The sequence below is a fragment of the Asticcacaulis machinosus genome, from assembly GCF_028550435.1.
GTDB classification, from domain to species: domain Bacteria; phylum Pseudomonadota; class Alphaproteobacteria; order Caulobacterales; family Caulobacteraceae; genus Asticcacaulis; species Asticcacaulis machinosus.
The window spans coordinates 834533-860355 of sequence record NZ_JAQQKV010000002.1 but is presented as its reverse complement, the minus strand read 5'-3'; the positions used below and the strand labels follow the sequence as shown (position 1 = coordinate 860355).

The following is a 25823-nucleotide window of genomic DNA, read 5'->3' as shown; positions in this document are numbered from 1 at the left end:
CTCGAATTGACATAATTAGGTTAGACAAGACCTGAGCTGGCTCAGGTCTTGGGCTTAGGCGAAGTTGCTGCCGAAATCGTTCAGCGCGCCTTTGAGCGTTTCTTCGAGTTCCGGCGACAGGGCCTTCTTCTCGCGGATGCTGGTCAGGAGGGCGCTTTGCTTGCCGTGCAGATAGCTGATGAATTCACGCTCAAAACGGCCGATGTCAGACACGGCGATCTTGTCAAGGTAACCACGGGTACCGGCATAGATCACGCAGACCTGCTCTTCGACCTTCAGCGGCGAATATTGCGGCTGCTTCAAAAGCTCGGTCAGGCGCGCACCGCGGGCCAGCAGGCGCTGGGTCGCGGCGTCGAGGTCAGAGCCGAACTTGGCGAAGGCCGCCATTTCGCGGTACTGCGCCAAGTCGCCCTTAATGGCGCCGGCAACCTGCTTCATCGCCTTGATCTGAGCGGATGAGCCCACGCGCGACACCGACAGACCGACGTTCACCGCCGGACGGATGCCTTGGTAGAACAGGTCAGTTTCAAGGAAGATCTGGCCGTCGGTGATCGAGATCACGTTGGTCGGGATGTAGGCCGACACGTCGTTGGCCTGGGTTTCAATGATCGGCAGGGCCGTCAACGAACCGGAACCATTATCTTCGTTCAGCTTAGCCGCACGCTCCAGCAGACGTGAATGGAGGTAGAACACGTCGCCCGGATAGGCTTCGCGGCCCGGCGGACGGCGCAGCAGCAGCGACATTTGACGATAGGCCACAGCTTGCTTGGACAGATCGTCATAGATGATCAGGCCGTGCATGCCGTTGTCGCGGAAGAATTCACCCATAGCACAACCGGCAAACGGAGCCAGGAATTGCAGCGGGGCGGGCTCAGAAGCGGTCGCCGAAACGACGATGGTGTATTCCAGCGCACCGTTTTCTTCGAGCGTTTTCACGATCTGCGCGATGGTCGAACGCTTTTGACCAATGGCGACATAGATGCAGTACAGCTTGGCTGACTCATCGGTGCCAGCGTTAGCAGCCTTTTGGTTCAGGATGGCGTCGATGGCGACGGCGGTCTTACCGGTCTGACGGTCACCAATGATCAGCTCGCGCTGGCCACGGCCGACGGGGATCAGGGTGTCAATCGCCTTGATGCCGGTCTGCACAGGCTCATGCACCGATTTACGCGGGATGATGCCCGGCGCCTTCACGTCGACGCGGCGGAACTCAGTGGCTTCAATCGGGCCTTTGCCGTCGATCGGCTCACCCAGCGGGTTGACGACACGGCCAAGAAGACCCTTGCCGACCGGAACCTGCACGATTTCGCCGAGGCGCTTAACTTCGTCGCCTTCCTTGATTTCGCGGTCTTCGCCGAAGATAACGACGCCGACATTGTCTTTTTCGAGGTTCAGGGCCATGCCCTTAACACCGGCCTTGGGGAATTCGACCATTTCACCGGCCTGAACCGAATCAAGACCGTGAACGCGGGCGATACCGTCACCGACCGACAGAACCGAACCGACGTCGGAGACATCGGCGTCTTCACCGAAACCGGCAATCTGAGCTTTGAGGATGGCCGAAATTTCGGCGGCATTAATGTCCATGAGTATTACGCTCTCTTAAGGGCGAATTTGAGGGAATCGAGTTTGGTTTTGAGGGACGCATCAAACAGACGCGACCCGACGCGGACCTTAAGCCCGCCTAGGATGGCCGGATCGACCAGGGTAGTAATATCGGCCTCACGGCCCAGCGCCTTGGCCAGTTCCGCTTTGAGGTTTTTGAGTTGACCATCGTCAAGCGCCACGGCCGACGTCACGGTCGCGGTCACAATACCTTTGTGAGCCGCATAGAGCGAATTGAAACCCGCAATCGTCGCCGCCAGTTGATCCAGACGGCCTTTTTGACCCATCAGGTTTAAGGCTTTTGTGGTCAGGGCGTTCAGCTTGGCTTTTTTGGTGACGGCCAAAAGACCTTTAAGTTTCAGGTCGCTGGCGAACGCTTGCGAGCCCAGCACACGGCGCAGATCAGCGCTTTCTGCAATCAGGGCCTTAAGTGTTGCGAAGTCTTTGTAGACCGCTTCCAAGGCACCGCCATCAAGCGCCAGCTCGAAGATCGCTTTGGCATAACGGTTGCCGACTTCGTTCTCTCTGAAAATATCGCTCACAGCTCATCCAAAAGATATTAATTATAAAGCACACGGACGCTCACACACAGGTTGCGCTCTCGGGGCTTGGATCGCGGCCTATTAGCATGTGAGTTTGCGCATCGCAACCAAGCAAAGGCGCATTGCCTGAAAAAACTTGACACAATTTGCGGATAAATTCGCAATCGCGACATTGCGCTTGAGTATAATTGCCCTATGTAAGAATCTTACGTCAGGATGTGGTTGGCATGACAACGTTTATCACAACCGCGACGATTCTTTATTTACAGCATCAGCCATGATGCAAGGGGAGATAATCCGAGATGGACCAGATAATGGCCCTGTTTGCTGATCCTACCGTATGGGCAGCGCTCATTACACTTATTGTAATGGAGGTTGTCCTTGGGATTGATAACCTCATCTTTATTTCTATTCTGACCAATAAGCTGCCCGAAGAACATCGCGCCCGCGCCCGCGCATTGGGCATTGGTGGCGCGCTGATCATGCGCATCCTGTTACTGTTCACCCTGTCGTGGATCGTGGCCCTGAAAGAGCCGGTGATCACCCTGTTCGACAAAGGCTTTAGCTGGCGCGACATTATCCTGATCGCGGGCGGTCTGTTCCTGGTCTATAAGGCCACTAAAGAGATTAATCACGCTACCGAATCTCACATGGATAAGGACGTCCATGAAACAAAAACACCCCCCAAGCCCGTTACCAACTCCATAACCGCAGCCATTGCCCAGATTCTGCTGCTAGATCTGGTTTTCTCTATCGACTCAATCCTGACGGCGGTCGGTATGACCGACCACCTGCCGATCATGGTCATTGCCGTTCTGTTTGCGGTCTTTGTGATGTTTGTGGCCTCGGCCCCGATTGCCAACTTTATCGCCAAGCATCCTTCGATTGTCATGCTGGCGCTCGGCTTCCTGCTGATGATCGGTATGGTGCTGATTGCCGAAGGTTTTGGCGCCCACATCGAAAAGGGCTATATCTATGCCGCGATGGGCTTCTCGGCCTTCGTGGAGGCTCTGCAAATGTTCCGGCGCAAGCAATCCGGTTCGGCACACTAAATTAAAGAAAGTCTGACCTTACGCCCCCGTCCTCAAACGGGGGCGTTTTCATGAGAAGGGCACATGTGCGGACGCTTTAAACGCCACAGCAGGTTCTGGGATCGGATATATGAAATTCTCAGCATGACCGCGCCCGCACCGGACGTGCACGGCGATGATGAGGTACGCCCCACCGACCTATATCCGATTATCGGTACCGGCCCTGAGGGTTACACGCTCAAACCGGCCCGCTGGAGCCTTATCCCGCGCAGCCACACCGGCCCGGTGAAAGATTTTAAACTGACGACCTTCAATGCCCGCATCGAGACCGCCACCACATCAAAGGTGTTTGCAACGCCGTGGCGTAAACGTCATTGCCTTGTGCCCGCCGACGCCTTCTGGGAATGGTCAGGCGAGAAAGCCCGGAAACAGAAATGGCAGATCACCCGCGCCGATAATCATCCGCTGATGTTTGCAGGGTTATGGGATCGGGCTGAAACCTCCGACGGCCCTGTCACCAGCTTTACAATCCTGACCCGTCCGGCCGGCGAGGATATGGCGCCTATCCACAATCGTGAGCCGGTCATTCTGCACCCTGACCAGTGGCGGGACTGGCTTGATCTTGCGCCGATAGCCGATCTGGCCCAACCGGCTAGAACCGGAACATTCCGGCCTCAGGCGCTGCAACCGGACACAGCCACAGGCTCGCTCCTATAGTCCTATAGGAAGCTATACGGGTCAATATCCGTCACCATGCGGATGATATTGGGTTTTTTTACCGTTCTCAACCACGCGGCCATAAAGCCCTGCAGGTCACGGTTTCGATCGGCACGCACCAAAAACCGTTTACGCCACTGCCCGCGCACCAGACTTAAGGGCGCATCGGCTGGCCCGTAAACTTCAACCCCATCGGTATTGGGAATCGTCAGTGCCAGTTCGCGCGAAAAGCGGTTAAGCTCCGCTTGATCCTTTGACGACATGATCACCGCCGCCAGTCGCCCGAACGGCGGAAATTTGGTGATTTCCCGCGTCATCTGCTCATAGGCGTAAAAGGCGTCACGATCCTGCGCTTTCAGGGCCTGCATGACCGGATGTTCAGGACTATAGGTTTGCAACAGGGCTTTACCCGCCTTGTGCGCCCGCCCGGCCCGGCCGGTCGCCTGCGCCAGCAATTGAAATGTGCGTTCCGCCGCCCGCAGGTCTCCGCCCTTGAGGCCCAGATCGGCATCGACAATCCCGACCAAGGTTAGATTGAGAAAATTATGGCCCTTGGCGGCCGCCTGAGTGGCAATCAGAATATCGGTCTGATGATCCTGCACCCGCCGGATCAGGGCCTCGGATGACGCGGCATCGGGTGTGGTATCAGAGGAAAAAATCTCCGCCCGCGCCTTTGAGAACCGGGACTGGACTTCCTCCAGAATCCGCTCCACCCCCGGCCCGATCGCCGCCAAACTATCCAGCGCACCGCAATGCGGGCAGCGATCCGGCTTCTTCATCGAAAAACCGGTTAGGTGGCAGACCAGCCGACCGGTCGCCCGATGTTCGACCAACCAGCTATCGGTATTGGGCGCCGTCATCCGCTCCCCGCACGCCCGGCACAGCACCAGCGGCGCATAACCGCGCCGGTTCAGGAACAGCAGCACCTGCTCCTTTCGTGCCAGAGTGCGCTCAATTTCGGCCACCAGAGGGGCGGACAGCCACAATGGATCACCCATCTCGGTCTTGCCAGGTGGGTGGGCCTTCATATCAATCAGATGAATGTCGGGCAGTTGTGCCGTACCGTGGCGCTCGGTGAGGCGTATCCATTCATAGCGGCCTTTCTGAGCGTTGCTCAGGCTCTCCAGCGACGGAGTGGCCGAGGCCAGAATGATCATGAACTTGTCACGGTGAGCGCGCACCACCGCCAGATCGCGGGCCTGATAGCGCACACCGTCTTCCTGCTTGTAGGAGCCGTCATGTTCTTCATCGACCACAATCAGATCAAGCTTTTGGTACGGCAAAAACAGGGCTGAGCGCGCCCCGACCACCAGCCGCACCTCACCGGAGGCCACTCCCTCCCAGATTTTACGCCGTTGCGAAGGGGTAAGCGCCGAATGCCACGGCACCGGATCGGCCCCAAACCGCGCCTTTAGCCGCGCCATGACGGCCTGTGTGAGCGCAATTTCCGGCAGCAGGATCAGAACCTGCGCCTTGGGGTCACGCGACAAGGTGCGGGCGACCGATTCCAGATAAACCTCGGTCTTGCCCGATCCCGTCACCCCATCCAGCAGCACCGGACAAAATCCACCGGCAGCCTGTTTTTGCGCCAGTAGCGCATCCGCCGCCGCCTGAGACGGATTAAGCATCGGCACCTTAAACTGCGGATCGGGCACAGCAAATGCCTCAGCCTCAACATCTATCCGTGCCAGAACCCCCTCGGCCTCAAGCCCTTTAATCACCGAAGGCGATACGCCCGCACCTTGCGACAATTCGGTCAGACTGAGCGGCATGACCGCCTGTTCAAGCACCCGTTCGCGAGCCTTGGTCAGTTTAACCGGTTGCGTGCCGGTCAGGACATAGGCCTGCCGCATCTGCGCCTTCGGGGTTTTGAGCGCGCCGATGCAGCCATTCAGGAACACCCCCGGCGGGGTCAGGGTCCAGCCCGCTGCCCACAACCAGAACTCAAGACTTGCGCGCGGCACCGGCGGATCGTCGATTTTCGCCACGATGGCTTTAAGTTTGAAATGCGTCGCCCCCGCCGCCGCAACCGACGCCACCACCCCGCGCACCTTATGGTGGGCCAGCGGCACCATGACATGATCGCCGACCTCAAGCGTCATCCCATCCGGCACCACATAGTCCAGCACCTCGGCCACCGGGGCCAGGACCGCGACCTTTGCCACCACCTGAGACGGCAGATCAAAATCTAACAGGGTGGGGTTGATATCGGACGGGCTCATAATCTAAAGTGAGATATAGGTTTTACGCGGGTTATCAAGACCGTTCCGGTTAATCCGCCTGTTGGGGCTTTTAGGGCATATGGCGACCGAAATCAGCGACAGCGAAAATGCGGCTCCCGTAAGCGCCGAAGACTGGGCCGATGTGCGCGCGCGTCTGCCGCAATTTGCCGATAAGCTCAAGGCCGACCGGCCCTTGCTGGATAGCCTCGGCCTGAAACCAGCCTCACGCAACCTGATCGATTTCGGCCCGGCAGCCCTGGCGCGGCTTGAGGCTAAGGCCCTGAAAGATATCGATGTCCGCCGCCAGATGGAAGCCACAGCGCGCGCCAATTTCGATGCCCAGAACCAGACCCACGGCATGGTGCTCAGCCTGATGGAGGCGCGCAATCATTCTGATCTGGCCCGCCGCCTGAACGAAGAGGTCAAGCATCGCTTTGGGCTTATCGCTGCGACCATCGCGTTAGAGGATACCGGGCCGGTGCCGCTGGGGTGGAAAACCCTTGATTACGGCGGTGTTGATTACATCATCGGCGAAGAGGCCCTGTCGCTGCTGGGGCCCGACGCCGTTGCACGGGTTCTGTTTGATGAGGACGTTAAGCGCATCAAAAGTGCGGCAGCCTTACGCATCTCTCTGTGGCGCGAAGGCCGGCCGGGGCTGGTGTCGTTCGGGTCTGCCGATTTTGACGGCTTTACGCCGGACATGGGCGCTGAACTGGTTGCCTTTGTCGCCCGCGTGGTCGAACGGGTGGCCGACCGGTGGCCTGTTCTATAGTTAAAGTTAAGACTTTATTACTGACTTACTCGATAACCTTACCCCACCACCGCTGCGCTCACGCTGGCGGTCCCCCTCCCCTCCAAGAGGGGGGGGCTGCTCATGAGAACTCCCCCTGTTGCAGGGGGAGCTGACTTAAACGCTCGCGTTTAGGTCAGAGGGGGTAAAATTGATCACGATCGATGATGCACGGCACCAGTGGTTACTGTACCTCAAGGCCCAGAGGCGCGTCGCGCCCAAAACGCTTGAGGCCTATGCTCATGCGACTGCGCTCTATTTCGGACATCTGCGCGCAGCTATTGGCGATAATCTGAACCTGACTGATCTGTCTGAGCTGACCTCTGCCGATATCCGTGGCTGGATGGCCCATTTGCGGGCTAAAGACCCGCCCCTGTCGCCGCGGTCACTGGCCCAGCATCTGTCGGCAGTGAAATCGTTCCACAGCTATCTGGATCTGCATCTGGAGGTCACCAACGCCCATGTCGCCCTGATGCGTGGCCCGCGCCTGAAAACCACCCTGCCGCGACCGCTCAATCCCGATCAGGCCATAGGTCTGATGCAGGACACTCTGATGCGCGACGACCTCGATCCTTGGGAAGCCGCCCGCGACCGCGCTGTGTTCATGCTGCTCTATGGCTGCGGCCTACGTATCTCCGAGGCCCTTTCTTTAACAGTCAAGGACACGCCGCTGTCCGATACTCTGCGCATGATGGGTAAGGGCAATAAGATGCGTATTGTGCCCGTGCTGGATGAGGTGCGCGCCGCCATTGACACCTACAAAGCCCAGCAACCGTTTAGCCTGACACCCGATGACAAACTGTTCCGTGCCAAACGTGGTGGCGACCTGTCCCCCCGTCAGGTGCAGTCGAGCATGGCCCTGATGCGTGGGCGGCTGGGGCTGACGGATCGCGCCACACCCCATGCCCTGCGCCATTCCTTTGCTACTCATTTGTTGGGTTCAGGTGCCGATCTGCGTTCTATTCAGGAGTTGCTGGGCCACGCATCCTTATCGACCACCCAGAAATATACCCAGGTCGATACGGAACGCTTGCTCAACGCCTATGCCGCCGCTCATCCGAAGGGGTAGACATGCCCAAAATCATTCGTCTGGCGACTGGTCTGATTGTTGATCCCGTGACCCGCCGCGCCCTGATCGTGCGCAAACACAGTTCTCCCATTTTCATGCAGGCGGGCGGCAAGATCGAAGCCGGTGAAGCGGCCTTTGCGGCCCTGCAACGTGAATTGACCGAGGAAATCGGCCTCAACATCACATCAGATAACGCCACCCCTCTGGGCCAGTTTACCGCACCGACTGCCAATGAAACCGGCCATCAGGTTCTGGCCGAGGTGTTCTACATCGAACATTCCGAGCCGGTTACTGCGCAGTCGGAAATCGCAGAAATCCTGTGGGTCGATCCGGCCAGTCTGCCCGACATCGCGATCGCCCCCTTGTCGCGCTATCAGCTTATGCCGATTGCCGCCCGAAGACTGGGACTAAAGTAAGCTTAGAAAGCGTTGATACTGCGCCTCGCCGCCACAAACCGCGCCGCCATGCATAACGGCGGCCTTAGCACTCACAGCTTTCGCACAGGTCAGAGCCGCCGTGACAATCTGCCGGTCTATCACCGGATCATGTACCTGAATGTTCTGCACTGAACCTGATAATCCCTGACGCACCGGCGGCTGATAGATGCTCATCGTCTTTGATGTCGAAGCCGATGCGGCTTTCAGCACATATCTTTCGCCCGTGTTTTTAAGTATGTCGCCTCCGCGCCCCATGATCAGCGCCAAACCCAAAGTCAGTTCAGCATAGGGGCTGCCCGCCGCGGCTTTTTCATATAAAACCGGCAAGGGGTCGGCCAGGGCGGTTTCAACATAGCCCATAGCAATCTTGCGACCGGCATCATTTAAACCGACCGGATCATTAGTGACACAGCCGGTTAACACCATCAGTGCCGTTACAACCATACCTTTGAAAATGCGCATAATGTCCCCGAAAACATCCCTCACGGCCTTATGCCATGAGGGATGCAAACTGAGAACCTGAAAAGGCGCTATTGGCCCTGTTTCTGCTTAACCGCCTCTTCATTGGCCACCGCCCGGTCTTCGGCATCAAAGGTCACCGGCGCCGGTGCTGCGGGTGCAGCCACGCCATAGTCGCGGCTTTTTTTCGCCAGTCGCTGCATAGTCTCGCCCAGGGCTGATTTATCGACGGCCATCGATTTGGTACGCTCAATCCCCACGCCGTCAGCGTCCGAGAAATTGGCAAAATCAGCGCCCAGGAACACGACTTCCCAACCCTTCTTTTTAGCCGCATCCAATGCCGCCTTAACCGTTTTCTGGGTCATTTCGCGTGAGGCATTTTCCTGCCCATCGGTCATGATGACGATCACCGCTTTTTTGGGATTGTCCCGGTTGGCCGTGGCCATGATCTGCCCAATCGCATCATAAAGCGGCGTCATGCCACGCGGCGAGGCCTCGGCATTGGTGACATTCTGCCAGTTTTGCGGGGCCACCTTATTGCGCAAGACATTGAATTGCAGCCCATCCTGCGCATCAAACACCGCCAGCGTCACCTGCGTTTTCAGGTTCCGGTCAAACGGTTTGGCCAGATCAGACTTACCCAGATTTTCGGCATAGGCATTGACGGAACTGAGCGCTTCCGTCCACATCGACGACATGGAACCAGTACGATCGAGCAGGATATAGGTATTGAGATCGGCCCTCACCTGCGCCTGAACGCGGGCTGGAGATTGAGCCAGAGACTGAGCCTGTACATTGGACGCAACGCTTATTGATACAGTGAGGGCCATAGCGGCCAAAAGCAGCTTGCGCATCTTTATTCCCCGTGCGGATCGTGATGATCCTGAGCATGAGGCTGCGCGCGGAACAAGGCGGACACGCGGCGCAATCATGGCGCGATATTTGTATTTTAACGTCGGGATTGTGGCGGGTTCAGAAATAATTAAACGCGCAGTTCGACCGGAATTTCACCACGCCACAACGCTTTGAGCAGGTCTGCGTCTTTTAAGGCCACAATCGGCTTATTGCCGTCAAACATTTCCTCAGCAATTATGCCCAGTGCTTCGCAATAATCCAGCACCAGCGCCAGTTCATCGGCATCATAATCCTTAGCCACACCAAAGGTTTTCATGCGCGTGCTGAAATCCTTTGGGCCGGATTCCTTGCCCAGCACATGGTCAATCAGCTTTTTGCGGCCGCGCGGGCCATTAAAACGATAGAGCGCCGACATCAGCATCTGTGCGGCTTCGGTCAGATCAGAAGGCTTTGAGCGCGACAGGCAGTTATCGCAGTGGCCGCACGGTTTACCTGCCCCTTCGCCGAAATATTGCCGCACCATGTCCTGACGGCAACCGGGTTCCATCATAAAGCGGTGAAAGCTGAGGGCCTTTTCCTGCGTATGGCTTTGGACAGGCGCCCCATCCCGCTCACGCAAATTCTGACGCCGCAGGGCCCAGCCGAGATCCGTCGAAGTATAAAAACACACACCCGCCGCCGGTTTGCCGTCGCGCCCCGCCCGACCGACTTCCTGCCAGTAGGCCTCCAGTGACGCGGGCGGATCGGCATGGATCACAAAGCGGACATCGGCCTTATCAATGCCCATCCCAAAGGCGATGGTCGCCACCATGATCGGCGTATAGCCCGATAAAAATCGCGTCAGCCGGTCTTCGCGCTCAACCGCTGACAAACCGGCATGGTAGGCTTCAGCGCGGTAGCCTTGATCCACCAGTTGCCGGGCTAGCTTTTCGGTGCCGTCGCGTGACCCTGAATAGATAATACCGCCCGCCTTGGGCTGTTTTTTCAACACCTCAAGAATGTGTTTGATGACCGGCCCTTTGCGGCGCACGAAGCGCAATGACAGGTTCGGCCGGTCAAAGCTGCCGATCACCTCAGTGGCATGGGTTATGCGCAAGGCCGCCTTGATGTCCTGACGGGTATGGGCATCGGCCGTAGCCGTCAGGGCCAGGGTCGGGACATTTGGAAACAGCCCCTTGAGCTGCCCCAGGGCGCGGTATTCTGGCCGGAAATCATGGCCCCACTGAGAGACGCAGTGGGCTTCATCGATCGCAATCAGATTGACCTCAAGCTGGGCCAACCGGTCCAGGACATAGGGCTGCACCAGTCCTTCGGGCGACAGGTACAACAGATCAAGATCGCCGTCACGGGCGGCGTCCCACAGGCGGGCGCGCTCCTGCGAACTGAGCGATGAATCCATGCGCGCGGCGCGCACGCCCTTGGCTTCTAGAGCCTGCACCTGATCGCTCATCAGGGCAATCAGCGGGGATATTACCAGACCAAATCCCGGACGGATCAGGGCGGGGATCTGATAGCACAGGCTTTTGCCGCCACCGGTCGGCAGAATGGCCAGCACGTCCTCACCGCGCAGGATCGCCTCAATCACCGGCGTTTGCTCACCGCGAAAACGTTCATAGCCAAAGGTATCCCGCAGGCACTTTACCGCCGCCGCCATGTCAGCGGGCGCGGATGCGTGTGGCAATTGCCGTAAGGCCTGACTCATTAAGCACTTTTCATGTGATTCTATATATCCTATGAGCTATAAGCCTATTCGGGGGGCCTTTCACAGATCAAAACAATGCGTGACGCCGCTTTAAATCGCGCGCATAATTTTGACGAAATTAACCTCGAAGATTAAGTTTGATTATCCGGTGACCAGAGGACGTGCATGGCCCTGCAATTTAAACGACCCCCGCTGAAGGCGTTCATCTATTGGGCCACAGTGCTTGGGGTGTGGGCGATCATCTTTGTCACCGCCTTTATAGCGGTGTTTTCGTTTGGCCTGCCGTCGATCGACGATATCGATAAGGTCGAAAAACAACCCGCCATTACCTATCTGGATCGTTCCGGCGCCTTGATCGCCGTGCAGGGGTCGCAGTCGGCCCCGCCGGTTAATCTCGATGAGTTGCCGCCCTATGTGCCCGCCGCCTTTCTGGCGGTCGAGGATCGCCGTTTTTATCACCATCCCGGCTTTGATCCGGTGGGCATTATGCGTGCTGCCGTGCGCAATGTGACCAAAAAGGGCGGCAATCTGGCCGGTGGGTCAACCATTACCCAGCAATTGGCACGAAACCTGTTCCTGTCGTCCGATCAGAATATGAAGCGCAAGATTCAGGAACTGATCATGGCGGTCAAGCTGGAGCTGAAATTCACCAAAAAGGAAATTCTGGCACTCTATCTCAACCGCGTCTATTTTGGGGCCGGCGCTTACGGGATCGAAGCCGCCTCTCAGCGTTATTTCAATAAACCGGCCAAGGAATTGACCATTGCCGAGTCGGCGTTGCTGGCCGGCATGATGAAGGGGCCGTCGCGCTATTCACCGCTGTCCGACAGCGAGCGCGCCCAGAACCGCGCCAACATCGTGCTCAACGAAATGGTCGAAGCCCGCGTTATCACACCTGAGCAACGCGCCGAAGCTGTCTCAAAACCCTTAAAGGTCACCAAGACCCTGGCCACCGCCCACGCCCTCTATTTTATCGACTGGTTAAGCAGCGAAGTGCAGCCGATTGCCGCTTCGGCTAAGGAAGACCTGATCGTCGAGACCACGCTCGATCTGGCCATCCAGACCGATGCCGAACGTGCCGTTCAGCGCATTATGGAACGCGACGCCAAGAAAAAGGTCGAACAAACCGCCCTTGTCGCCATTGACGGCGAAGGCCGGGTGCGGGCCCTGATCGGCGGGGTTTCCTATGCCGACAGCCAGTTCAACCGCGCGATTGAGGCCCACCGTCAGGCGGGGTCATCCTTCAAACCCTTCGTCTATCTGGCGGCAATGGAGGCCGGATATAACCCGCTGACGCCGGTGGTCGATGAACCGTTTGAAATCGGCGGCTGGTCGCCGGAAAATTACACCAAAAAGTTCTTAGGCCCGATGGATCTGCAGACGGCACTGGCCCAGTCGATCAACACCGTAGCGGCCCGCGTCGCCAATGATGTCGGCCGTGAAAACGTCGCCCGCGCCGCCCGCCGCTTAGGCATCGAATCCAAGATCAATACTGACCCCGCGATGGCTTTGGGGACGGCCAGCCTGACCCCGCTTGAGATGGCGCGCGCCTATGTGCCCTTCTCCAACGGTGGTTATAAGGTCGCGCCTCACGGCGTGATCCGTATCCGCACGACTTCGGGCAAAATCCTTTATCAGTACCGCGAAGATGTTCGCACCCAAGTCATTGCCAACCCGCCCCTGGCCTATATGAACCAGATGATGCGGCAAGTGGTCATTTCCGGCACCGGCAACGGCATCAAGATCCCCGGCAACTATGATCTGGCCGGGAAGACCGGCACGACCAGCGACTACCGCGATGCCTGGTTCGTTGGCTATACCGGCGGCTTTACCACGGCGGTGTGGGTCGGACGCGACAATAATACGCCAATGGCCCGCGTGACCGGTGGCGGCACCCCGGCTGCGATCTGGCGCGATTTCATGGCGTCGGCCCTGACCCGCATCAAGACCAGCGCCATCCCCACCGGCCCGGTCAGCGAAATGGATGAAGCCGCCAGTGCCGCCGTTGATGAACTGCTGAATTCAAGCCCGGCGGCGAACGATAATGCCGTGCCGCCGATGGTAACTATGGAGCCGATCCCTAACCCCGAAGATCAGCCACAACCGGCACCCGCCAATGCAGACGACATTTTCTCCGAGGCCCAAAGGCGCAATCAGTAAGCGCTAACCGGCTCCATAGGCAAACAGGCTGTGACCGTGGGTTTTCAGCCATTGCCGCGCGGGTTTGTAGTCGCCGAATATGCGCTCAACCTCCGCCCAGAACGGCGGCTGATGATGCGGGTGTTTCAGGTGGGCCACTTCGTGCGCGCACACATAGGCAAACACCGGCTCCGGAGCCATGATCAGCCGCCAGGAATAGCGGATGGCCTGACGCGACGGCGTACATGACCCCCACCGGCCCTTAGGGTCGAAAATGGCGACTTTCACGCCGCTATAGCCAAGGCTTTGGGCATAATCTTCGGTATAGGTCTGGGCAAACTCCAGCGCCTGTTTCGACAGGTAGCGCGACACACGGCGGGCATAGGCCTCATCCTGACCACCTGCCGTCAGGATCAGGCCTTCATTGGTTTTCAGAAACCGGGCCGCCGCCATATTACCGGAGGACTTAAGCGCCAGAGTACTGCCACGGTAGGGAATATCCATATCCGGTGCGAACATAGCGGCTTTCGGTTTTTTGGCGCTAAATTTGCGAACCCAGTCAAGGCGGGTGCGCGCAAACGCAATGGCTTGCGTCACCTCACGTACATGAGGCACACTTAGGATCGCCTCACCGGATTTATTGTCGATGCGCAGAGATATACGGCGGGCGCGACCATTGACCTTCAGGCGCAGCGACACGTCTTCCAGCGTGACGATATCGCCGTGACCTAAGCCTTTAAAATCCGGCGATTCGCGCTTCCATAGCATCAGCCTAATTTAAAGCGCTTTCCGAAAAGTGTCAGCGGTTTTCGTTACAAAAGCGCGACTTATAGTTTCGCATCCGTCTTCGCAATAAAGTCGCGGATTTTCGGATAGATGCTTTCGCGGAACCGGCGACCATTGAACACCCCGTAGTGACCGGCCCCGGCCTGCACATAAAGCTCTTTCATGTCGGCGGGGATATTGGGGCAAATTTCATGAGCGGCCTGGGTCTGACCGACGCCGGAAATATCATCCTTTTCACCCTCGACCGTCATCAGGGCGATATCGGTGATGGCGTGCGGCTTCACGGTACGACCTTTGTGAACCAGTTCTCCCTTGGGTAGGGCATGTTTCTGGAAGACCAGATCGATGGTTTGCAGATAGAACTCTTCGGTCAGATCGAGCACAGCCAGATATTCATCGTAGAATTCAAGGTGCTTTTCCACCCCGTCGCCATCGTCTTCGACCAGATTGCTGAAATAGGTTTTCAGCGCATCCATGTGGCGCTCTTCGTTCATGCTCATAAAGCTATAGAGCTGCACAAAGCCCGGATAGACCCGGCGACCCACACCCGGATAGGGCGGCGGGACATTATGAACCATGTTCGATTTGAACCAGGCAAACGGACGCTCTTCGGCCAGATTGTTAGTGACCGTCGGGTTGAACCGCGCATCGATCGGCGAGCCCATAAAGGTCATGGAGGCCGGACGGTTGGGATGGTTCTCTTCAGCCATCAGGCAGGCTGTCGCCAGAACCGGCGGCCCCGGCTGGCAGACCCCGACCACATGGATACGTGAACCTATGGCCTCAAGCATTTGCTGAATGTGGTCCATATAGCTGTAGAAATCAAACCGGCCCTCTAACACGGGCACCTGACGGGCATTGACCCAATCGGTGATATAGACATCGTGATCGAGCAGGAACTCCTGCACCGTGCCACGCAGCAGAGTGGCATAGTGACCTGACAGAGGGGCGACGATCAGCACCGCCGGTGCGGTTTTTTTGACCCCGGCCCGGCGCAGATCGGCATTATCGCGCTGAAAACGCAGCAGTTTCACCCACGGCGTTTTCCAGTCCTCGACAATTTGCACGCGTACTGGTGTATCATTGATGGTGACACTGTCGATGCGCCAGTCAGGTTTACCATAGCGGCGGGTGACATTGGAAAACAGTTCAGCCGAGGCATAAATCGTGCGCCCCAGAGCGGTGTCAGAGGCCGGATTAGCCTTTGACCCCCAGAAATCACGGGTCATCTGCGCCAGCGCCCGCATAGGGGCTGCCGAATAATAGGCGTACTCATGAAACGAATACAGCATCTGGACTCTACCTTGGTTTATCCTGCCGCACGGCGACACTCCACTAAACCCTATCACAGCAAAGCTGCCAATAGGTTACTGCGGCTTAAAACCAAGATGTGATGAGCAGGTGCAGCATTTCAAACGCCCTGCCCGAACTGATATCACCGCATTTCCTTGAGGATCATGTCAGCGCTGTCTTTAGGGGATATTTCGCGCCCCAGGGGTAAGACGAACTCGCCCTTTGGATTCATCAGATAGATCACGGCCGTATGGTTCATGGTGTAATCCTCGCCCTCACCCGATTTGGAATAGGTGGCGCGGTACACCTTGGCGATATCATCCACCTGCTGCGCTGTGCCGGTCAGGCCGATCACGCCACCGGGAAAGCCGGGGCTTTCGATGTAGGATTTCATGGCCGCCGGACTGTCGCGTTCTGGATCGACGGTGACGAACACGATCTGAAAATCCTTGGCCTTATCACCCAGTTCCTTTTGCACCGCATTGAGGTGTTGCAAGGTCAGAGGGCATATATCGGGGCAATAAGTAAAGCCGAAAAATACTGCCGACCATTTGCCTTTGAGGATATCTTGCGTGACCGCACGGCCATTCTGGTCGATCATGGTAAAATCGCCACCGACCTTGACTGACGGATCGACCTGCGATGACCCACCCGGCGCCGCCTTCAACGTAGTGTACCAATAAGACCCGATCAGGGCGAATAATCCCACAAAAACAATAAGGATAATTGTCAGGCGCGATTTCATCATCTATTTACTCACCTCTGATTAGAGCAATATGCGAAAAAGTGTAAGCGGTTTTTCGCATCAATATTGCGTCAAAACAAAAACTTAGATCGTTATGATGTTTCCATGTAAACTCATAGCGATCTAATTCCCGCCTCAATAGGCCATTCATGGATTTTAGCCAAACCTTTAAGCGGATCGGTCTTGATTTCAAGGCGCTGAATGTCGCAGAAGCCCCGCCATTGGGAGGACGGGAGCACCTGCGCCTGCGCACCTTGGTGTTCCTGCGCTGGCTGGCTATTTTTGGTCAGACCCTGATGGTGGTGTTGGTTGCCTTTGGATTTGGCTATGAGATTAACCTCACCCTATGTCTGTCGATCATCGCCGCCAGCGTCTGGCTAAATGCCCTGCTGATGCTGGGGGGGCGGTCGCGGTCACAGCTTAAGGACTGGGAAGCGGCGGTGCAACTTGGGTTTGATACGCTGCAACTGGCGGCTCTTCTCGGTGTGACCGGCGGTCTTAGCAATCCGTTTTGCCTGATGCTGGTGGCGCCCCCAACCGTGGCGGCGGCCAACCTGCCGACGAGGCACGGCGTGGCGGTGATCTGCGTGGCACTGCTGGCATCAATGAGCCTGTTTTTCTGGTCGCTTGACCTGCCCTGGCCGGAAGGCCAATCGCTTTATCTGCCGCCCATGTATCGTCTGGGGTTTTTATTCGCCCTGCTGATCGGGATCGTTTTTACCGCCGGCTATGCCTGGCAAGCGGCGTTAGAGGCGCGCCGTATGGAGCAGGCGCTGGAAGCCACGCGCGCCGTCATGGAAAAAGAGCACCGCCTGTCGGCGCTTGGGGGCCTTGCCGCCGCCGCCGCCCATGAACTGGGCACACCATTAGGTACGATTCAGGTGGTCGCCAAGGAAATGATGCTGGCCCTGAAACCGGATGATCCGCTGCACGAAGACGCCGCGCTTCTGGTGTCGCAGTCCCAGCGCTGCCGCGACATCCTCAAAACCCTGTCGCAAAAACCGGAGACGGTGGATCAGGTCTATGACCAGATGCCCCTGCGCGCTTTTCTGGAAGAAATCGCTGAGCCCTTTCAGCATTTCGGCAAGACCATCCATATTGATATTATGGTCGAAGATGGCATGCCTGAGGCCATAACCATCAAACGCCGGCCGGAATGGCTGCACGCCGTTTCCGCCTTTGTGGAAAATGCCGTTGATTTCGCCGCCTCTCAGGTCTGGATACGGGTTGAGGTCTTCGACGCTTACGTGGCCTTAAGCGTCGAAGATGATGGGCCTGGCTTTGCGCCGGAAATCCTATCGCGGCTGGGTGAGCCCTATGTGTCAACGCGTCACAGTGACGTTAAGGCGCAACTGCGTCATAACCCCGGCGGCATGGGGCTGGGCTTTTTTATCGCCAAGACCCTATGCGAATATTCAGGTGCCCGGTTAAGCTTCGGCAACCGGGATGAGGGCGGCGCGCAGGTGAAAGCCATGTGGCGGCGCGATCAGATGCAGATATCAGGAATAGAACCATGACAGACGCGGTCAGCGAAAAACTTGCCGAGCTTGCGGATAAGACCTTGGTCTTGCTGGATGACGATGCCCCGTTCCGCCAGCGTCTGGCCCGCGCGCTTGAAGCCCGCGGTTTTCAGGTTACTGCGGCTGAAAGTGTGGCTGAGGCCCTGACGATTATTGAGGCCACGCCTCCGGCTTTCGGGGTCATGGACATGCGCCTTGAAGATGGCAATGGGCTGAGGGCGGTTGAAGCCCTGCACGCCAAACGCCCTGATGCCCGCGCTATTATGCTGACCGGCTATGGCAATATCGCCACCGCCGTCGCCGCCGTAAAATCCGGTGCCGTTGATTACTTATCAAAGCCCGCAGATGCCGATGATGTGGTCAAGGCTCTGCTGGCGATTGAGGCTCACAGCCCTGCCCCGCCGGAAAACCCCATGTCAGCCGACCGGGTGCGCTGGGAGCACATTCAGCGGGTCTATACCCTGTGCGGCCAGAATGTCTCTGAGACGGCGCGGCGCCTGAATATGCACCGCCGTACCCTGCAACGAATTCTGGCTAAACGCGCGCCCAAATAGCTATTCATCTGCGATAATAATACTGGGATTATCCGGCGGAATAAATTCAAAAAGGCCGATATCGAGCGCCTTTTGCGGACGGTAGGACATCAGCGGATTCGCGGCCAGTGCCTGCACCTCTTCCGGTGTCAGCGCTTGCCCTAATGCTTTTTTACGCACGGCCCGCGCCTGAACATAGGGCTCAAGGCTGGCGGCCGGTTTGGCCACCCGCTTTGGGATGATCTTCCAATAGGACACACTGAGTTGCCAGACTGATTTGGCCGGCTTTGCCGGCGTGGGCCAGCGCTGGCCGCCGGTCATGGCGGGGGTTGTGCGCTTGGCCGATTTCACTGGCTCGGCACGGCACATAAGCCGGGCAAAATTATCCGCCGCATCCGGTGTAAACCGCGATCCGGGTCGCGCATCCTCAAGCAACTGCGGGTACTGCGCGCTGTAATAATCAAGCGCGGCAGCTTCGGTTTCAAACTGAGGGCCTAAAACCTCTGATACAAACTGCACGGATTTGCCGGACTCAGCCATAGCCTCAGATTCACGGGCCGCACGCGCAAACCCTTTCGATGCCCAGCTATTGAGGACATCGATGCCATGAAGGGCAATGGGGTAGCGTACGCTGGCCATGATCCGAACCTATCCAAAACCGTTGCTACTCTATAACGCGGCCACAGGTTTCCAAAGGGTGAATACCGGTTAAATTCAGCGCAGGCTTATTTTGTTGAAGGCTGCGGAATCAACTTGATTTATCATGTCAAACTATCTGATTCGTTTTCGTCACCTTAAAAAGCCTGAATGTAGCGCATGGATGTATCCGCCATAGCCTTAGCCGTTGCCGGAGGGTCACTCGCCCTGGCTTTATCAACGACTTTTTTGTCGTGGCGGCAGCGCGGCACTCTGGGGGCGCAGCGTGACGCGCTCAAAGCCGACCTTGGCCTGAAACAGACCATGTTGTCAGAACTGGATGCCGCCACATCAGCGTTCGATGAAGCGTTTCTGGCGGTCGAAGATGACATGGTGCGGCTGGTATGGGGGGATGAAACCCTGAAAGCCTGCGCCGAGGCCTTGGGTGTGCCCTATGGTGATAGCGATATAACCGATTGTGCGCCGCGGGTTTTGGAGGCCTTAAGCCAAAGTTCTCCGCAGGCCGAGGCCGATCTCAAGGCTCTGATTGAGGCCGGTAAACCCTGCCGCTTTGAAATATTCGCCGAAAAAGCCGTGGGCGTGGCGGGTAAAACCCTGATTGTCGAAGGCCGCCCTTCAGGGGCCACCGCCTGGATCAGGCTGGCCATAGCCGGCGCACAGACCTCCCTGTCGTCGGGACCGTTCGCCCAAATGGCCGAGCACTTGCCCGCACCATGTTGGATCGTCTCCAAAGACGGCCGTCTGGTCTGGGCCAATAGCGCCTGGTTGAAAGCCGTTGAAGCGGAAAGCCTTGCCGATGCCCGTGAACGCGACTTAAGCCTTGATCGCTCGGCTGATGCGCTGGTGCAGGAAGCTGTGGCCACGGCCAGCCACCGCGAAGGCTTTCGCTGGCTGACGATTGGCGGGCAAAGACGTGCGTTTGCGGTGACGGTTGAGCCGTTATCAGAAGGCTATTTTGCCGCCTATGCGCTGGATGTGACCGAGGCCGAAGAAAGCCGTGATGCCCTCAAACGTCATGCCAAGGCTCATGATGAAACCCTTGATCGTCTCGAAGATGCCGTGGCGATCTTTGGGCCAGAAAAGCGCCTGACTTTCCATAACCGTGCGTTCGAGACCCTGTGGGATCTTGACCCGGCATGGCTGGCGGAACGTCCAACCCACGGTGAGTTGCTGGATCGTCTGCGCCAGAAACGCCGCCTGCCGGAAATGGGCGACTATTCCAAGTGGAAGGCACAGGAACTGGAGTTTTACGGCCTCAAGGACATCGCCCCTGATGAGATGTGGAGCCTGCCGGGCGGACGCTCACTAAAGGTCGTGCGTCAGCCCCATCCACTGGGGGGGCTGCTGACCCTTTATGTCGACAAAACCGACGAACTGAAACTCAAATCCCAGTTTAACTCCCTGATTCAGGTGCAACGCGCCACACTGGATCAGCTTCTGGATGCCGTCAGTGTGTTCGGGTCGGATGGCAAATTAAGGCTGCGCAATGCCGCCTTTGATGCGTTCTGGCACCTGTCGGCCGAAGACATGGTGACCATGATGGATTTTTCCGTCATGGCCGAACTGTGTCTGCCGCTGGTTCACGACAAAGGCTTCTGGGCCGAGCTTAAGGCGCGCGTCACGGATACTGATCCGATTGCCCGCGCCCCGCAAATGGGCGAGATCCGTGTCTCGGACGGGCGACTGGCGCGCTGGCGCACCCAACCCTTGCCGGATGGCGCGACGCTGGTGGCCTTTGCCGATATCACCGCCACCCGCAATCTGGAGCAGGCCATCGAAGACCGCGACATGGCGCTCAATGAATCGGTCCGCCTGAAGCGCGAATTCGTGGCCAATGTGTCCTATGAACTGCGCACGCCGATGACCACCATCGTTGGCTATTCGGAGCTTATGACCTCACAGTCGGCGGGCCTTAACGAGAAACAACTGAACTATCTTACAGCGATCCAAAGCGCCGGTCGTGAACTGGCGCGCTCCATCGACGACGTGCTCGATATGGCGCAAATGGATGCCGGGGAAATGCAGATTTCCCTGTCGGACGTGACCTTTGGTACGATCCTGCATGATCTGGGCTTAAGGCTTGATGGTGTGTTATCAACGCGGAATCTGCGCTTTGAGCATATGGGTCTGAGCGATGATGCCGTGATCCGGGTCGATCCGCGCCGGCTGGGGCAGATGCTGGATCACCTGATTGATAATGCCCAGCGCAATGCGGCGGCTGACACGGCGATTGTGCTGAAAACCGACCGTGAGGGCGATACGCTGCGCCTTGAAGTCAGCCACAAAGGCCGTGGGATTCCCTACGATAAACAAGCCCATATCTTTGACCGCTATGTCGGGCGTGAGCGCGGCGGCCCGGGTCTGGGGCTCGCTCTGGTCAAGGCCCTGACTGAACTGCACGGCGGCTGGATTACGCTGGAGTCTGAACCCTCCGAAGGGGCGACCTTCTCGATCCACCTGCCCCATCAGAACGATATAGAGGCGACGGAACCAGAGGCTGCACCACAGGATGACGCTGCCGATACCGATGACAACACGGTCTGGGTGGCGTGAAAAAAGGCGCGGGCCTTAACGCCCGCGCCTTGGTTTTAGTTTTCCTCTGATAATTTGCCGAACGGTTCACGCCCGTACCAGTTGATGTTGCGCGTCAGGATCATGACGATCGCAATGACTAGGAAGGCTGACACGGCGCCGACCAGCAGCGCATAATCTTCCATCCGCATCAGGATATAGATCAGGCCATAGAGCAAGCTGAACGCCCCCAGTGCACCGATAAATCGCCACAGGCTTGAGAAAATCAAACCGGCATAGCCTGAGATCAGCAGCACCGTCGCCCCAGCCGCCACCGCAAACGCGGCATCAAACCCGATCCGCTCTGCCAGCGATAACAGAAGCAGGTAAAAGGTAATCTGCGCCAGTCCGACCAGAATATATTGCGCCGGATGCAACTCCCGCTTTGAGGTGGTCTCAAACAGAAAGTAGGTCAGAAACACCAGACCGATGAACAGCAGCGCATATTTCAGCGACCGCCCTACGGACTGATAAGGGTTGGTCGGCTCAACAAACGTCACAGACAGTTCCGAACGACCAAGGTTAGACAACTGGCTCATATCAACGGCGGCCGGCATACCCCGCGCCACAAACGGCACCGACCAGCTCGCCGCAAAGCCTTTTTTGGTCACTTGCTCACCTTGCGAGGGGGCGACCGCCGGATTGCGCGGCAGGCTGCGGGTCACGGGCAGGAAGCCACCGCCAAAAGACGGGAAGTTCCAGTCGCCGGTGATTTTGGCCTCGGTCGTTTTGGCAAAGGCCAGAAAGGCAATTTTTTCCGCGCCGGTAAAGGTCATATTGAGCGCAACATCGACCGGCTGATCCGGCGTCAGGCCAGACACCGGCGTTGAAAACAGATCCATCGATCCGCCGCCCTCGTCACCCGTGCCCGCCATAGCTTGCTGGCCATAGCCGGACGGCGCCAGTGTCAAAGCCGTGCCATTGACCTTCGCTAATATATCGGTGCGCGCGCCGCGGCTATCCGAAGCACCCGACAAAACCTGCGCATCCGCCCAGTTAAGGGTCGCCGCGGGCAGGGCAGCCTGAACCTTCGACAAATCAAAACGGGCTTTGAACGCAATGTCGGACGTATAGACTGGCACGCGGAACATTGAGCGGGCGCGGACTTCGCTTTTGGTGGCGGCCGTCGCTTGCCCCGTGGCCGGGAACACAATCAGCGTGCCGGATTCGGGCGCGCCAACCGTCCGGTTGCCCTTGGCATCAATGGCGACCTTTCCGGGATTCGTATAGGGCACGGCGATCACTGGCCCCATGAACACCTGACGGCCGCCCATAAGGCCGCCAATTTCGCGGGCCACGGTGTCGGCCCGGTTTGTGCGCTCCATCAACAGACCGAACACCAGAAAGGCCGGAATGGACATGAGCACGGCCAGTACGCAAACAATAATAAGTTTGCCGCCGCGGGTACGCATGGCTTGAGGCTTAGCTCTGGGTAGCGGGGGTGGCGATGAGGTTGGGGTGACGAGGGGTTCCGTCATGGATATCGTTCCTGAACCGGACATAAGGCACGAATTTGCCGTCCGGACTGGAGGAAACTAGATCATTTTTGAACGTCGTTCAATACAAATGTGAACATAGTTCAAATTACGCCGCCTGATGGTATAAGGCCCGCATTAGATCAGACTGAGTAATGATCCCCACCAGCCTTCGGGTGGCGTCCACAACCGGCACATGGCGCAGATCATTTTCGGAAAACAGGGGCGACAGTTCGACGACATGATCCGTTTCAGAGGCGGTTTTAATGCCGGTCTGCATGATCTGCCCCACTACTTCGGGTTTGTCGGAATAGGGGCTGTCGGTGCGCTTGACCAGCGCCTTAAGCTTAACCCCGATATCCTCGAAACGGTCGGCCCCGGAATGGCGCATGAAGTCGGCCAAGGTGACCATACCCAGCACCCGTCGCTGAGGGTCCAGCACCGGCAGGGCCTTGATATCGTGCTTTTTCATCAGCGCCCAGGCTTCGTTCAGTTCGGTGGCAAACACCACCGACACCGGATTTTCGGTCATGATATCCTTGCACAGCATCTCACCCATCTGACGGCGATAGGCCTGAAGCTCGGTCAATTGCAGAATGGCGCGCAGATCATCGCGGCTGATGTCGATGACTTCGTTAAAACGCGCCATGACGGCATCGATGTCGCTGTCTCTGAACCGGCTCAGGCCTGTGGTCTGCGGCGTTGTTGCTATAGCAATATGTGGATAGGAATGGCGCGTCAGGTTGTTATAGGCAATCCCCGCCAGCACCAGCAGGGTTGAATTGGTAAAGGCCGGAAACAGCGCCCACGACCAGTCAGCCTGGGTTAACACCGCCAGCAAAGCCGCCGCCCCGCCCGGCGGATGCAGACAGCGCGCATAGAACATGACTCCGATTGCCAGGGCCACACCGGCCGCCGCTGCCAGCACCGGATCAGGGATGAGGTGAACGCACACAATGCCACACAAGGCCGAAAGGGTATTGCCGCCAATGACCGGCCACGGCTGGGCCAGAGGCGAGGACGGCACCGCAAACACCAGCACCGCCGAGGCGCCAATCGGGGCCATCAGCCATACGGCCGCATGGCTGTGCAGGCTCCACAAATGGCACAACAACGCCGTCAGACCGATGCCGATAAAGGCGCCAGCAACACTGCGCAAACGTGTGGAATGGTTGACAGCTAAGGGCTTCGGCAGAAAGGCCTGAAACCACTGGGCAGTAAAGACAGCCATATCGTCCCCGTATTTTATTTTACGGGCTGTTTAAACTAGTGCTGGCTTTCCGGCAACTCAACCGTCAGGCCGTCCAGCGCATCCGTGATGCGGATCTGGCATGACAGGCGCGAGGTCGGGCGGACATCCTGGGCGAAATCGAGCATGCTCTCTTCCATCACCGACGGATTGCCGACTTTTTCGAACCACTCATCGGCCACATAGACATGGCAGGTCGCGCACGCGCAGGCGCCACCGCAGTCAGCGTCAATGCCCGGCACGTTATTCTTAATCGCGCCTTCCATGACAGTATTGCCGACCTTGGCGTCAATCTCGTGGCGCTCGCCATTTTGTTCGATGTAGATAATTTTAGGCATACAATACTTTTTAAACGTAAGTTTTTCTAAGATTAATGAGCTTCATTTGATTGGCACATATATTCCCATTGCCATCCAGAACATCACATTCATATTCAGGAAAGCGATACTTAAACCGTTTTTCCTTCCATTCACTAACGGTAAAACTGCCTTTAGCTTTCAATAAGAAGCCATATCGCCTACGCAAATGAGCACTATCATTACGATCTCGACCGTCAGAGTTCTTGAAGACTATATCAAAGCCTTCTTTGCTTTTGATCTTTGATTGCATTGACCCGATGGTGATTGGCATATTCCCCCCTTTATGTGTCGTATCACTTATTAGGCATCATCTTTTTAATTTCCGCAATCGCCTTGGCGGGGTTAAGCCCCTTGGGGCAGACCTGCGCGCAGTTCATGATGGTATGGCAACGATAAAGCTTGAACGGGTCTTCGAGCGATTCCAGACGCTGCTTGGTCTTATCGTCGCGCGAATCCGCGATCCAGCGATAGGCCTGAAGCAGAGCCGCGGGACCCAGATACTTGTCCTGATTCCACCAATAGGACGGACATGAGGTCGAACAGCACGCGCACAGGATGCACTCATAAAGGCCATCCAGCTTATCGCGCGACGCCGGTGTTTGCAGGCGCTCTTTTTCAGGATCGGGCGTCGTCGATTGCAGATAGGGCTCAACCGAGGCGTACTGCGCATAGAAGCCCGACAAATCCGGCACCAGATCCTTGACCACCGGCATGTGCGGCAGAGGGGCAATGGTGATCTCACCGGAAAACTCATCGTGGCCCTTGGTACAGGCCAATGTATTACGGCCACCGATGTTCATGGCGCACGACCCGCAGATGCCTTCGCGGCAGGAACGGCGGAACGACAGGGTCGAATCGACGTTGTTCTTGATGTAGATCAGGCTGTCGAGCAGCATCGGCCCGTGGGCCTTGGCATCGACTTCGTACTTGTCCCAGCGCGGGTTTTCACCGGTTTCCGGATCGAAGCGGTAGATCTTGTAGACACGGACATTCTTGGCACCGGACGGGGCCTTATAGCGCTTACCGGTCTTGATCTGCGAGCGTTTAGGGAGCGTCAGTTCAACCAT

24 protein-coding genes are annotated in these 25823 nt (G+C 57.4%); 9 read left to right on the top strand and 15 right to left on the bottom strand.

Going from position 1 to position 25823, the window contains the following annotated elements; all coding sequences use genetic code 11:
- Window positions 1-54: 54 nt before the first annotated feature.
- Both atpA and atpH read right to left on the bottom strand, forming a co-directional pair.
- Entirely contained in the window at window positions 55-1587 is a 1533-nt protein-coding gene (atpA, locus tag PQU98_RS12345; protein ID WP_272745241.1) for a F0F1 ATP synthase subunit alpha, read from the bottom strand.
- Window positions 1588-1592: 5 nt separating this feature from the next.
- Window positions 1593-2147, bottom strand: coding sequence for an ATP synthase F1 subunit delta (gene atpH, locus PQU98_RS12340; protein WP_272745240.1), 555 nt, complete (start codon window positions 2145-2147; stop codon window positions 1593-1595).
- Window positions 2148-2449: 302 nt separating this feature from the next.
- Between atpH and PQU98_RS12335 the strand changes: the two genes are divergently transcribed.
- Window positions 2450-3199: a TerC family protein gene (locus tag PQU98_RS12335; RefSeq protein WP_272745239.1), complete on the top strand. Its 750-nt coding sequence runs from the start codon at window positions 2450-2452 to the stop codon at window positions 3197-3199.
- A gap of 63 nt (window positions 3200-3262) precedes the next feature.
- Window positions 3263-3895, top strand: coding sequence for an SOS response-associated peptidase (locus PQU98_RS12330; protein ID WP_272745238.1), 633 nt, complete (start codon window positions 3263-3265; stop codon window positions 3893-3895).
- A gap of 2 nt (window positions 3896-3897) precedes the next feature.
- Here PQU98_RS12330 and PQU98_RS12325 read toward each other — a convergent pair whose 3' ends face one another.
- Window positions 3898-6117 (bottom strand): primosomal protein N', encoded by a 2220-nt coding sequence (locus tag PQU98_RS12325; RefSeq protein ID WP_272745237.1) that lies wholly within the window; start codon window positions 6115-6117, stop codon window positions 3898-3900.
- 79 nt (window positions 6118-6196) lie between these two features.
- Between PQU98_RS12325 and PQU98_RS12320 the strand changes: the two genes are divergently transcribed.
- The 3 genes from PQU98_RS12320 (at window position 6197) to PQU98_RS12310 (ending at window position 8392) form a co-directional block, all read left to right on the top strand.
- Window positions 6197-6889 carry a DUF484 family protein gene (locus tag PQU98_RS12320; protein ID WP_272745236.1) on the top strand — a complete coding sequence of 231 codons (693 nt, stop codon included), beginning with the start codon at window positions 6197-6199 and terminating at the stop codon, window positions 6887-6889.
- 172 nt (window positions 6890-7061) lie between these two features.
- A complete protein-coding gene (locus tag PQU98_RS12315) occupies window positions 7062-7976 on the top strand; it encodes a tyrosine recombinase XerC (RefSeq protein ID WP_272745502.1) in 915 nt (304 codons plus the stop codon).
- A 2-nt stretch (window positions 7977-7978) separates the two neighbouring features.
- Entirely contained in the window at window positions 7979-8392 is a 414-nt protein-coding gene (locus PQU98_RS12310) for an NUDIX hydrolase (protein ID WP_272745235.1), read from the top strand.
- On the opposite strand, the gene PQU98_RS12305 is transcribed toward PQU98_RS12310, so the two are convergent.
- From PQU98_RS12305 to PQU98_RS12295, 3 genes are all read right to left on the bottom strand, one after another.
- The gene (locus PQU98_RS12305) at window positions 8384-8875 is read right to left on the bottom strand and encodes a hypothetical protein (RefSeq protein ID WP_272745234.1); all 492 of its coding nucleotides are present in this window, start codon (window positions 8873-8875) and stop codon (window positions 8384-8386) included. The two genes, PQU98_RS12310 and PQU98_RS12305, sit on opposite strands and share 9 nt — an antisense overlap.
- Window positions 8876-8943: 68 nt before the next feature.
- Window positions 8944-9726 carry a VWA domain-containing protein gene (locus PQU98_RS12300; protein ID WP_272745233.1) on the bottom strand — a complete coding sequence of 261 codons (783 nt, stop codon included), beginning with the start codon at window positions 9724-9726 and terminating at the stop codon, window positions 8944-8946.
- 128 nt (window positions 9727-9854) lie between these two features.
- Window positions 9855-11429, bottom strand: a complete 1575-nt coding sequence (locus PQU98_RS12295; protein WP_272745232.1) for a RecQ family ATP-dependent DNA helicase — start codon at window positions 11427-11429, stop codon at window positions 9855-9857.
- A gap of 165 nt (window positions 11430-11594) precedes the next feature.
- Between PQU98_RS12295 and PQU98_RS12290 the strand changes: the two genes are divergently transcribed.
- Window positions 11595-13589: a transglycosylase domain-containing protein gene (locus tag PQU98_RS12290; protein ID WP_272745231.1), complete on the top strand. Its 1995-nt coding sequence runs from the start codon at window positions 11595-11597 to the stop codon at window positions 13587-13589.
- Between the two features lie 3 nt (window positions 13590-13592).
- Here PQU98_RS12290 and PQU98_RS12285 read toward each other — a convergent pair whose 3' ends face one another.
- The 3 genes from PQU98_RS12285 to PQU98_RS12275 all read right to left on the bottom strand — a co-directional run bounded on the left by PQU98_RS12285 (window position 13593) and on the right by PQU98_RS12275 (window position 16395).
- Window positions 13593-14336, bottom strand: a complete 744-nt coding sequence (locus PQU98_RS12285) for a M48 family metallopeptidase (RefSeq protein ID WP_272745230.1) — start codon at window positions 14334-14336, stop codon at window positions 13593-13595.
- A 59-nt stretch (window positions 14337-14395) separates the two neighbouring features.
- A complete protein-coding gene (locus PQU98_RS12280; RefSeq protein ID WP_272745229.1) occupies window positions 14396-15646 on the bottom strand; it encodes a polyhydroxyalkanoate depolymerase in 1251 nt (416 codons plus the stop codon).
- A 143-nt stretch (window positions 15647-15789) separates the two neighbouring features.
- Window positions 15790-16395, bottom strand: coding sequence for an SCO family protein (locus PQU98_RS12275; RefSeq protein WP_272745228.1), 606 nt, complete (start codon window positions 16393-16395; stop codon window positions 15790-15792).
- A gap of 146 nt (window positions 16396-16541) precedes the next feature.
- Between PQU98_RS12275 and PQU98_RS12270 the strand changes: the two genes are divergently transcribed.
- Together PQU98_RS12270 and PQU98_RS12265 are read left to right on the top strand one after the other, a co-directional pair.
- A complete protein-coding gene (locus tag PQU98_RS12270) occupies window positions 16542-17909 on the top strand; it encodes an ActS/PrrB/RegB family redox-sensitive histidine kinase (RefSeq protein ID WP_272745227.1) in 1368 nt (455 codons plus the stop codon).
- Window positions 17906-18466 carry an ActR/PrrA/RegA family redox response regulator transcription factor gene (locus PQU98_RS12265; RefSeq protein ID WP_272745226.1) on the top strand — a complete coding sequence of 187 codons (561 nt, stop codon included), beginning with the start codon at window positions 17906-17908 and terminating at the stop codon, window positions 18464-18466. The genes PQU98_RS12270 and PQU98_RS12265 overlap by 4 nt, the downstream gene beginning before the upstream one ends.
- On the opposite strand, the gene PQU98_RS12260 is transcribed toward PQU98_RS12265, so the two are convergent.
- Complete coding sequence (locus PQU98_RS12260; RefSeq protein ID WP_272745225.1) at window positions 18467-19084, bottom strand: hypothetical protein; 618 nt, start codon at window positions 19082-19084, stop codon at window positions 18467-18469. It abuts the gene before it with no gap.
- A gap of 177 nt (window positions 19085-19261) precedes the next feature.
- On the opposite strand from PQU98_RS12260, the gene PQU98_RS12255 reads away from it, so the two are divergent.
- Entirely contained in the window at window positions 19262-21655 is a 2394-nt protein-coding gene (locus PQU98_RS12255) for a PAS domain-containing sensor histidine kinase (protein ID WP_272745224.1), read from the top strand.
- Between the two features lie 35 nt (window positions 21656-21690).
- Here PQU98_RS12255 and creD read toward each other — a convergent pair whose 3' ends face one another.
- From creD to PQU98_RS12230, 5 genes are all read right to left on the bottom strand, one after another.
- Window positions 21691-23151, bottom strand: a complete 1461-nt coding sequence (gene creD / locus PQU98_RS12250) for a cell envelope integrity protein CreD (protein ID WP_272745223.1) — start codon at window positions 23149-23151, stop codon at window positions 21691-21693.
- Window positions 23152-23257: 106 nt separating this feature from the next.
- Window positions 23258-24379 carry an HPP family protein gene (locus PQU98_RS12245; RefSeq protein ID WP_272745222.1) on the bottom strand — a complete coding sequence of 374 codons (1122 nt, stop codon included), beginning with the start codon at window positions 24377-24379 and terminating at the stop codon, window positions 23258-23260.
- 35 nt (window positions 24380-24414) lie between these two features.
- Entirely contained in the window at window positions 24415-24735 is a 321-nt protein-coding gene (locus PQU98_RS12240) for a 2Fe-2S iron-sulfur cluster-binding protein (protein ID WP_272745221.1), read from the bottom strand.
- 10 nt (window positions 24736-24745) lie between these two features.
- Window positions 24746-25027 carry a hypothetical protein gene (locus PQU98_RS12235; RefSeq protein ID WP_272745220.1) on the bottom strand — a complete coding sequence of 94 codons (282 nt, stop codon included), beginning with the start codon at window positions 25025-25027 and terminating at the stop codon, window positions 24746-24748.
- Window positions 25028-25049: 22 nt separating this feature from the next.
- Entirely contained in the window at window positions 25050-25823 is a 774-nt protein-coding gene (locus PQU98_RS12230) for a succinate dehydrogenase iron-sulfur subunit (protein ID WP_272745219.1), read from the bottom strand.

Bases quoted from the DNA above. Each gene is read 5' to 3' on its own strand.
- atpA (WP_272745241.1), bottom strand. From the start codon at position 1,587: ATGGACATTAATGCCGCCGAAATTTCGGCCATCCTCAAAGCTCAGATT.
- PQU98_RS12335 (WP_272745239.1), top strand. From the start codon at position 2,450: ATGGACCAGATAATGGCCCTGTTTGCTGATCCTACCGTATGGGCAGCG.
- PQU98_RS12330 (WP_272745238.1), top strand. From the start codon at position 3,263: ATGTGCGGACGCTTTAAACGCCACAGCAGGTTCTGGGATCGGATATAT.
- PQU98_RS12325 (WP_272745237.1), bottom strand. From the start codon at position 6,117: ATGAGCCCGTCCGATATCAACCCCACCCTGTTAGATTTTGATCTGCCG.
- PQU98_RS12320 (WP_272745236.1), top strand. From the start codon at position 6,197: ATGGCGACCGAAATCAGCGACAGCGAAAATGCGGCTCCCGTAAGCGCC.
- PQU98_RS12310 (WP_272745235.1), top strand. From the start codon at position 7,979: ATGCCCAAAATCATTCGTCTGGCGACTGGTCTGATTGTTGATCCCGTG.
- PQU98_RS12305 (WP_272745234.1), bottom strand. From the start codon at position 8,875: ATGCGCATTTTCAAAGGTATGGTTGTAACGGCACTGATGGTGTTAACC.
- PQU98_RS12300 (WP_272745233.1), bottom strand. From the start codon at position 9,726: ATGCGCAAGCTGCTTTTGGCCGCTATGGCCCTCACTGTATCAATAAGC.
- PQU98_RS12295 (WP_272745232.1), bottom strand. From the start codon at position 11,429: ATGAGTCAGGCCTTACGGCAATTGCCACACGCATCCGCGCCCGCTGAC.
- PQU98_RS12290 (WP_272745231.1), top strand. From the start codon at position 11,595: ATGGCCCTGCAATTTAAACGACCCCCGCTGAAGGCGTTCATCTATTGG.
- PQU98_RS12285 (WP_272745230.1), bottom strand. From the start codon at position 14,336: ATGCTATGGAAGCGCGAATCGCCGGATTTTAAAGGCTTAGGTCACGGC.
- PQU98_RS12280 (WP_272745229.1), bottom strand. From the start codon at position 15,646: ATGCTGTATTCGTTTCATGAGTACGCCTATTATTCGGCAGCCCCTATG.
- PQU98_RS12275 (WP_272745228.1), bottom strand. From the start codon at position 16,395: ATGATGAAATCGCGCCTGACAATTATCCTTATTGTTTTTGTGGGATTA.
- PQU98_RS12270 (WP_272745227.1), top strand. From the start codon at position 16,542: ATGGATTTTAGCCAAACCTTTAAGCGGATCGGTCTTGATTTCAAGGCG.
- PQU98_RS12265 (WP_272745226.1), top strand. From the start codon at position 17,906: ATGACAGACGCGGTCAGCGAAAAACTTGCCGAGCTTGCGGATAAGACC.
- PQU98_RS12260 (WP_272745225.1), bottom strand. From the start codon at position 19,084: ATGGCCAGCGTACGCTACCCCATTGCCCTTCATGGCATCGATGTCCTC.
- PQU98_RS12255 (WP_272745224.1), top strand. From the start codon at position 19,262: ATGGATGTATCCGCCATAGCCTTAGCCGTTGCCGGAGGGTCACTCGCC.
- creD (WP_272745223.1), bottom strand. From the start codon at position 23,151: ATGACGGAACCCCTCGTCACCCCAACCTCATCGCCACCCCCGCTACCC.
- PQU98_RS12245 (WP_272745222.1), bottom strand. From the start codon at position 24,379: ATGGCTGTCTTTACTGCCCAGTGGTTTCAGGCCTTTCTGCCGAAGCCC.
- PQU98_RS12240 (WP_272745221.1), bottom strand. From the start codon at position 24,735: ATGCCTAAAATTATCTACATCGAACAAAATGGCGAGCGCCACGAGATT.
- PQU98_RS12235 (WP_272745220.1), bottom strand. From the start codon at position 25,027: ATGCCAATCACCATCGGGTCAATGCAATCAAAGATCAAAAGCAAAGAA.
- PQU98_RS12230 (WP_272745219.1), bottom strand. From the start codon at position 25,823: ATGGTTGAACTGACGCTCCCTAAACGCTCGCAGATCAAGACCGGTAAG.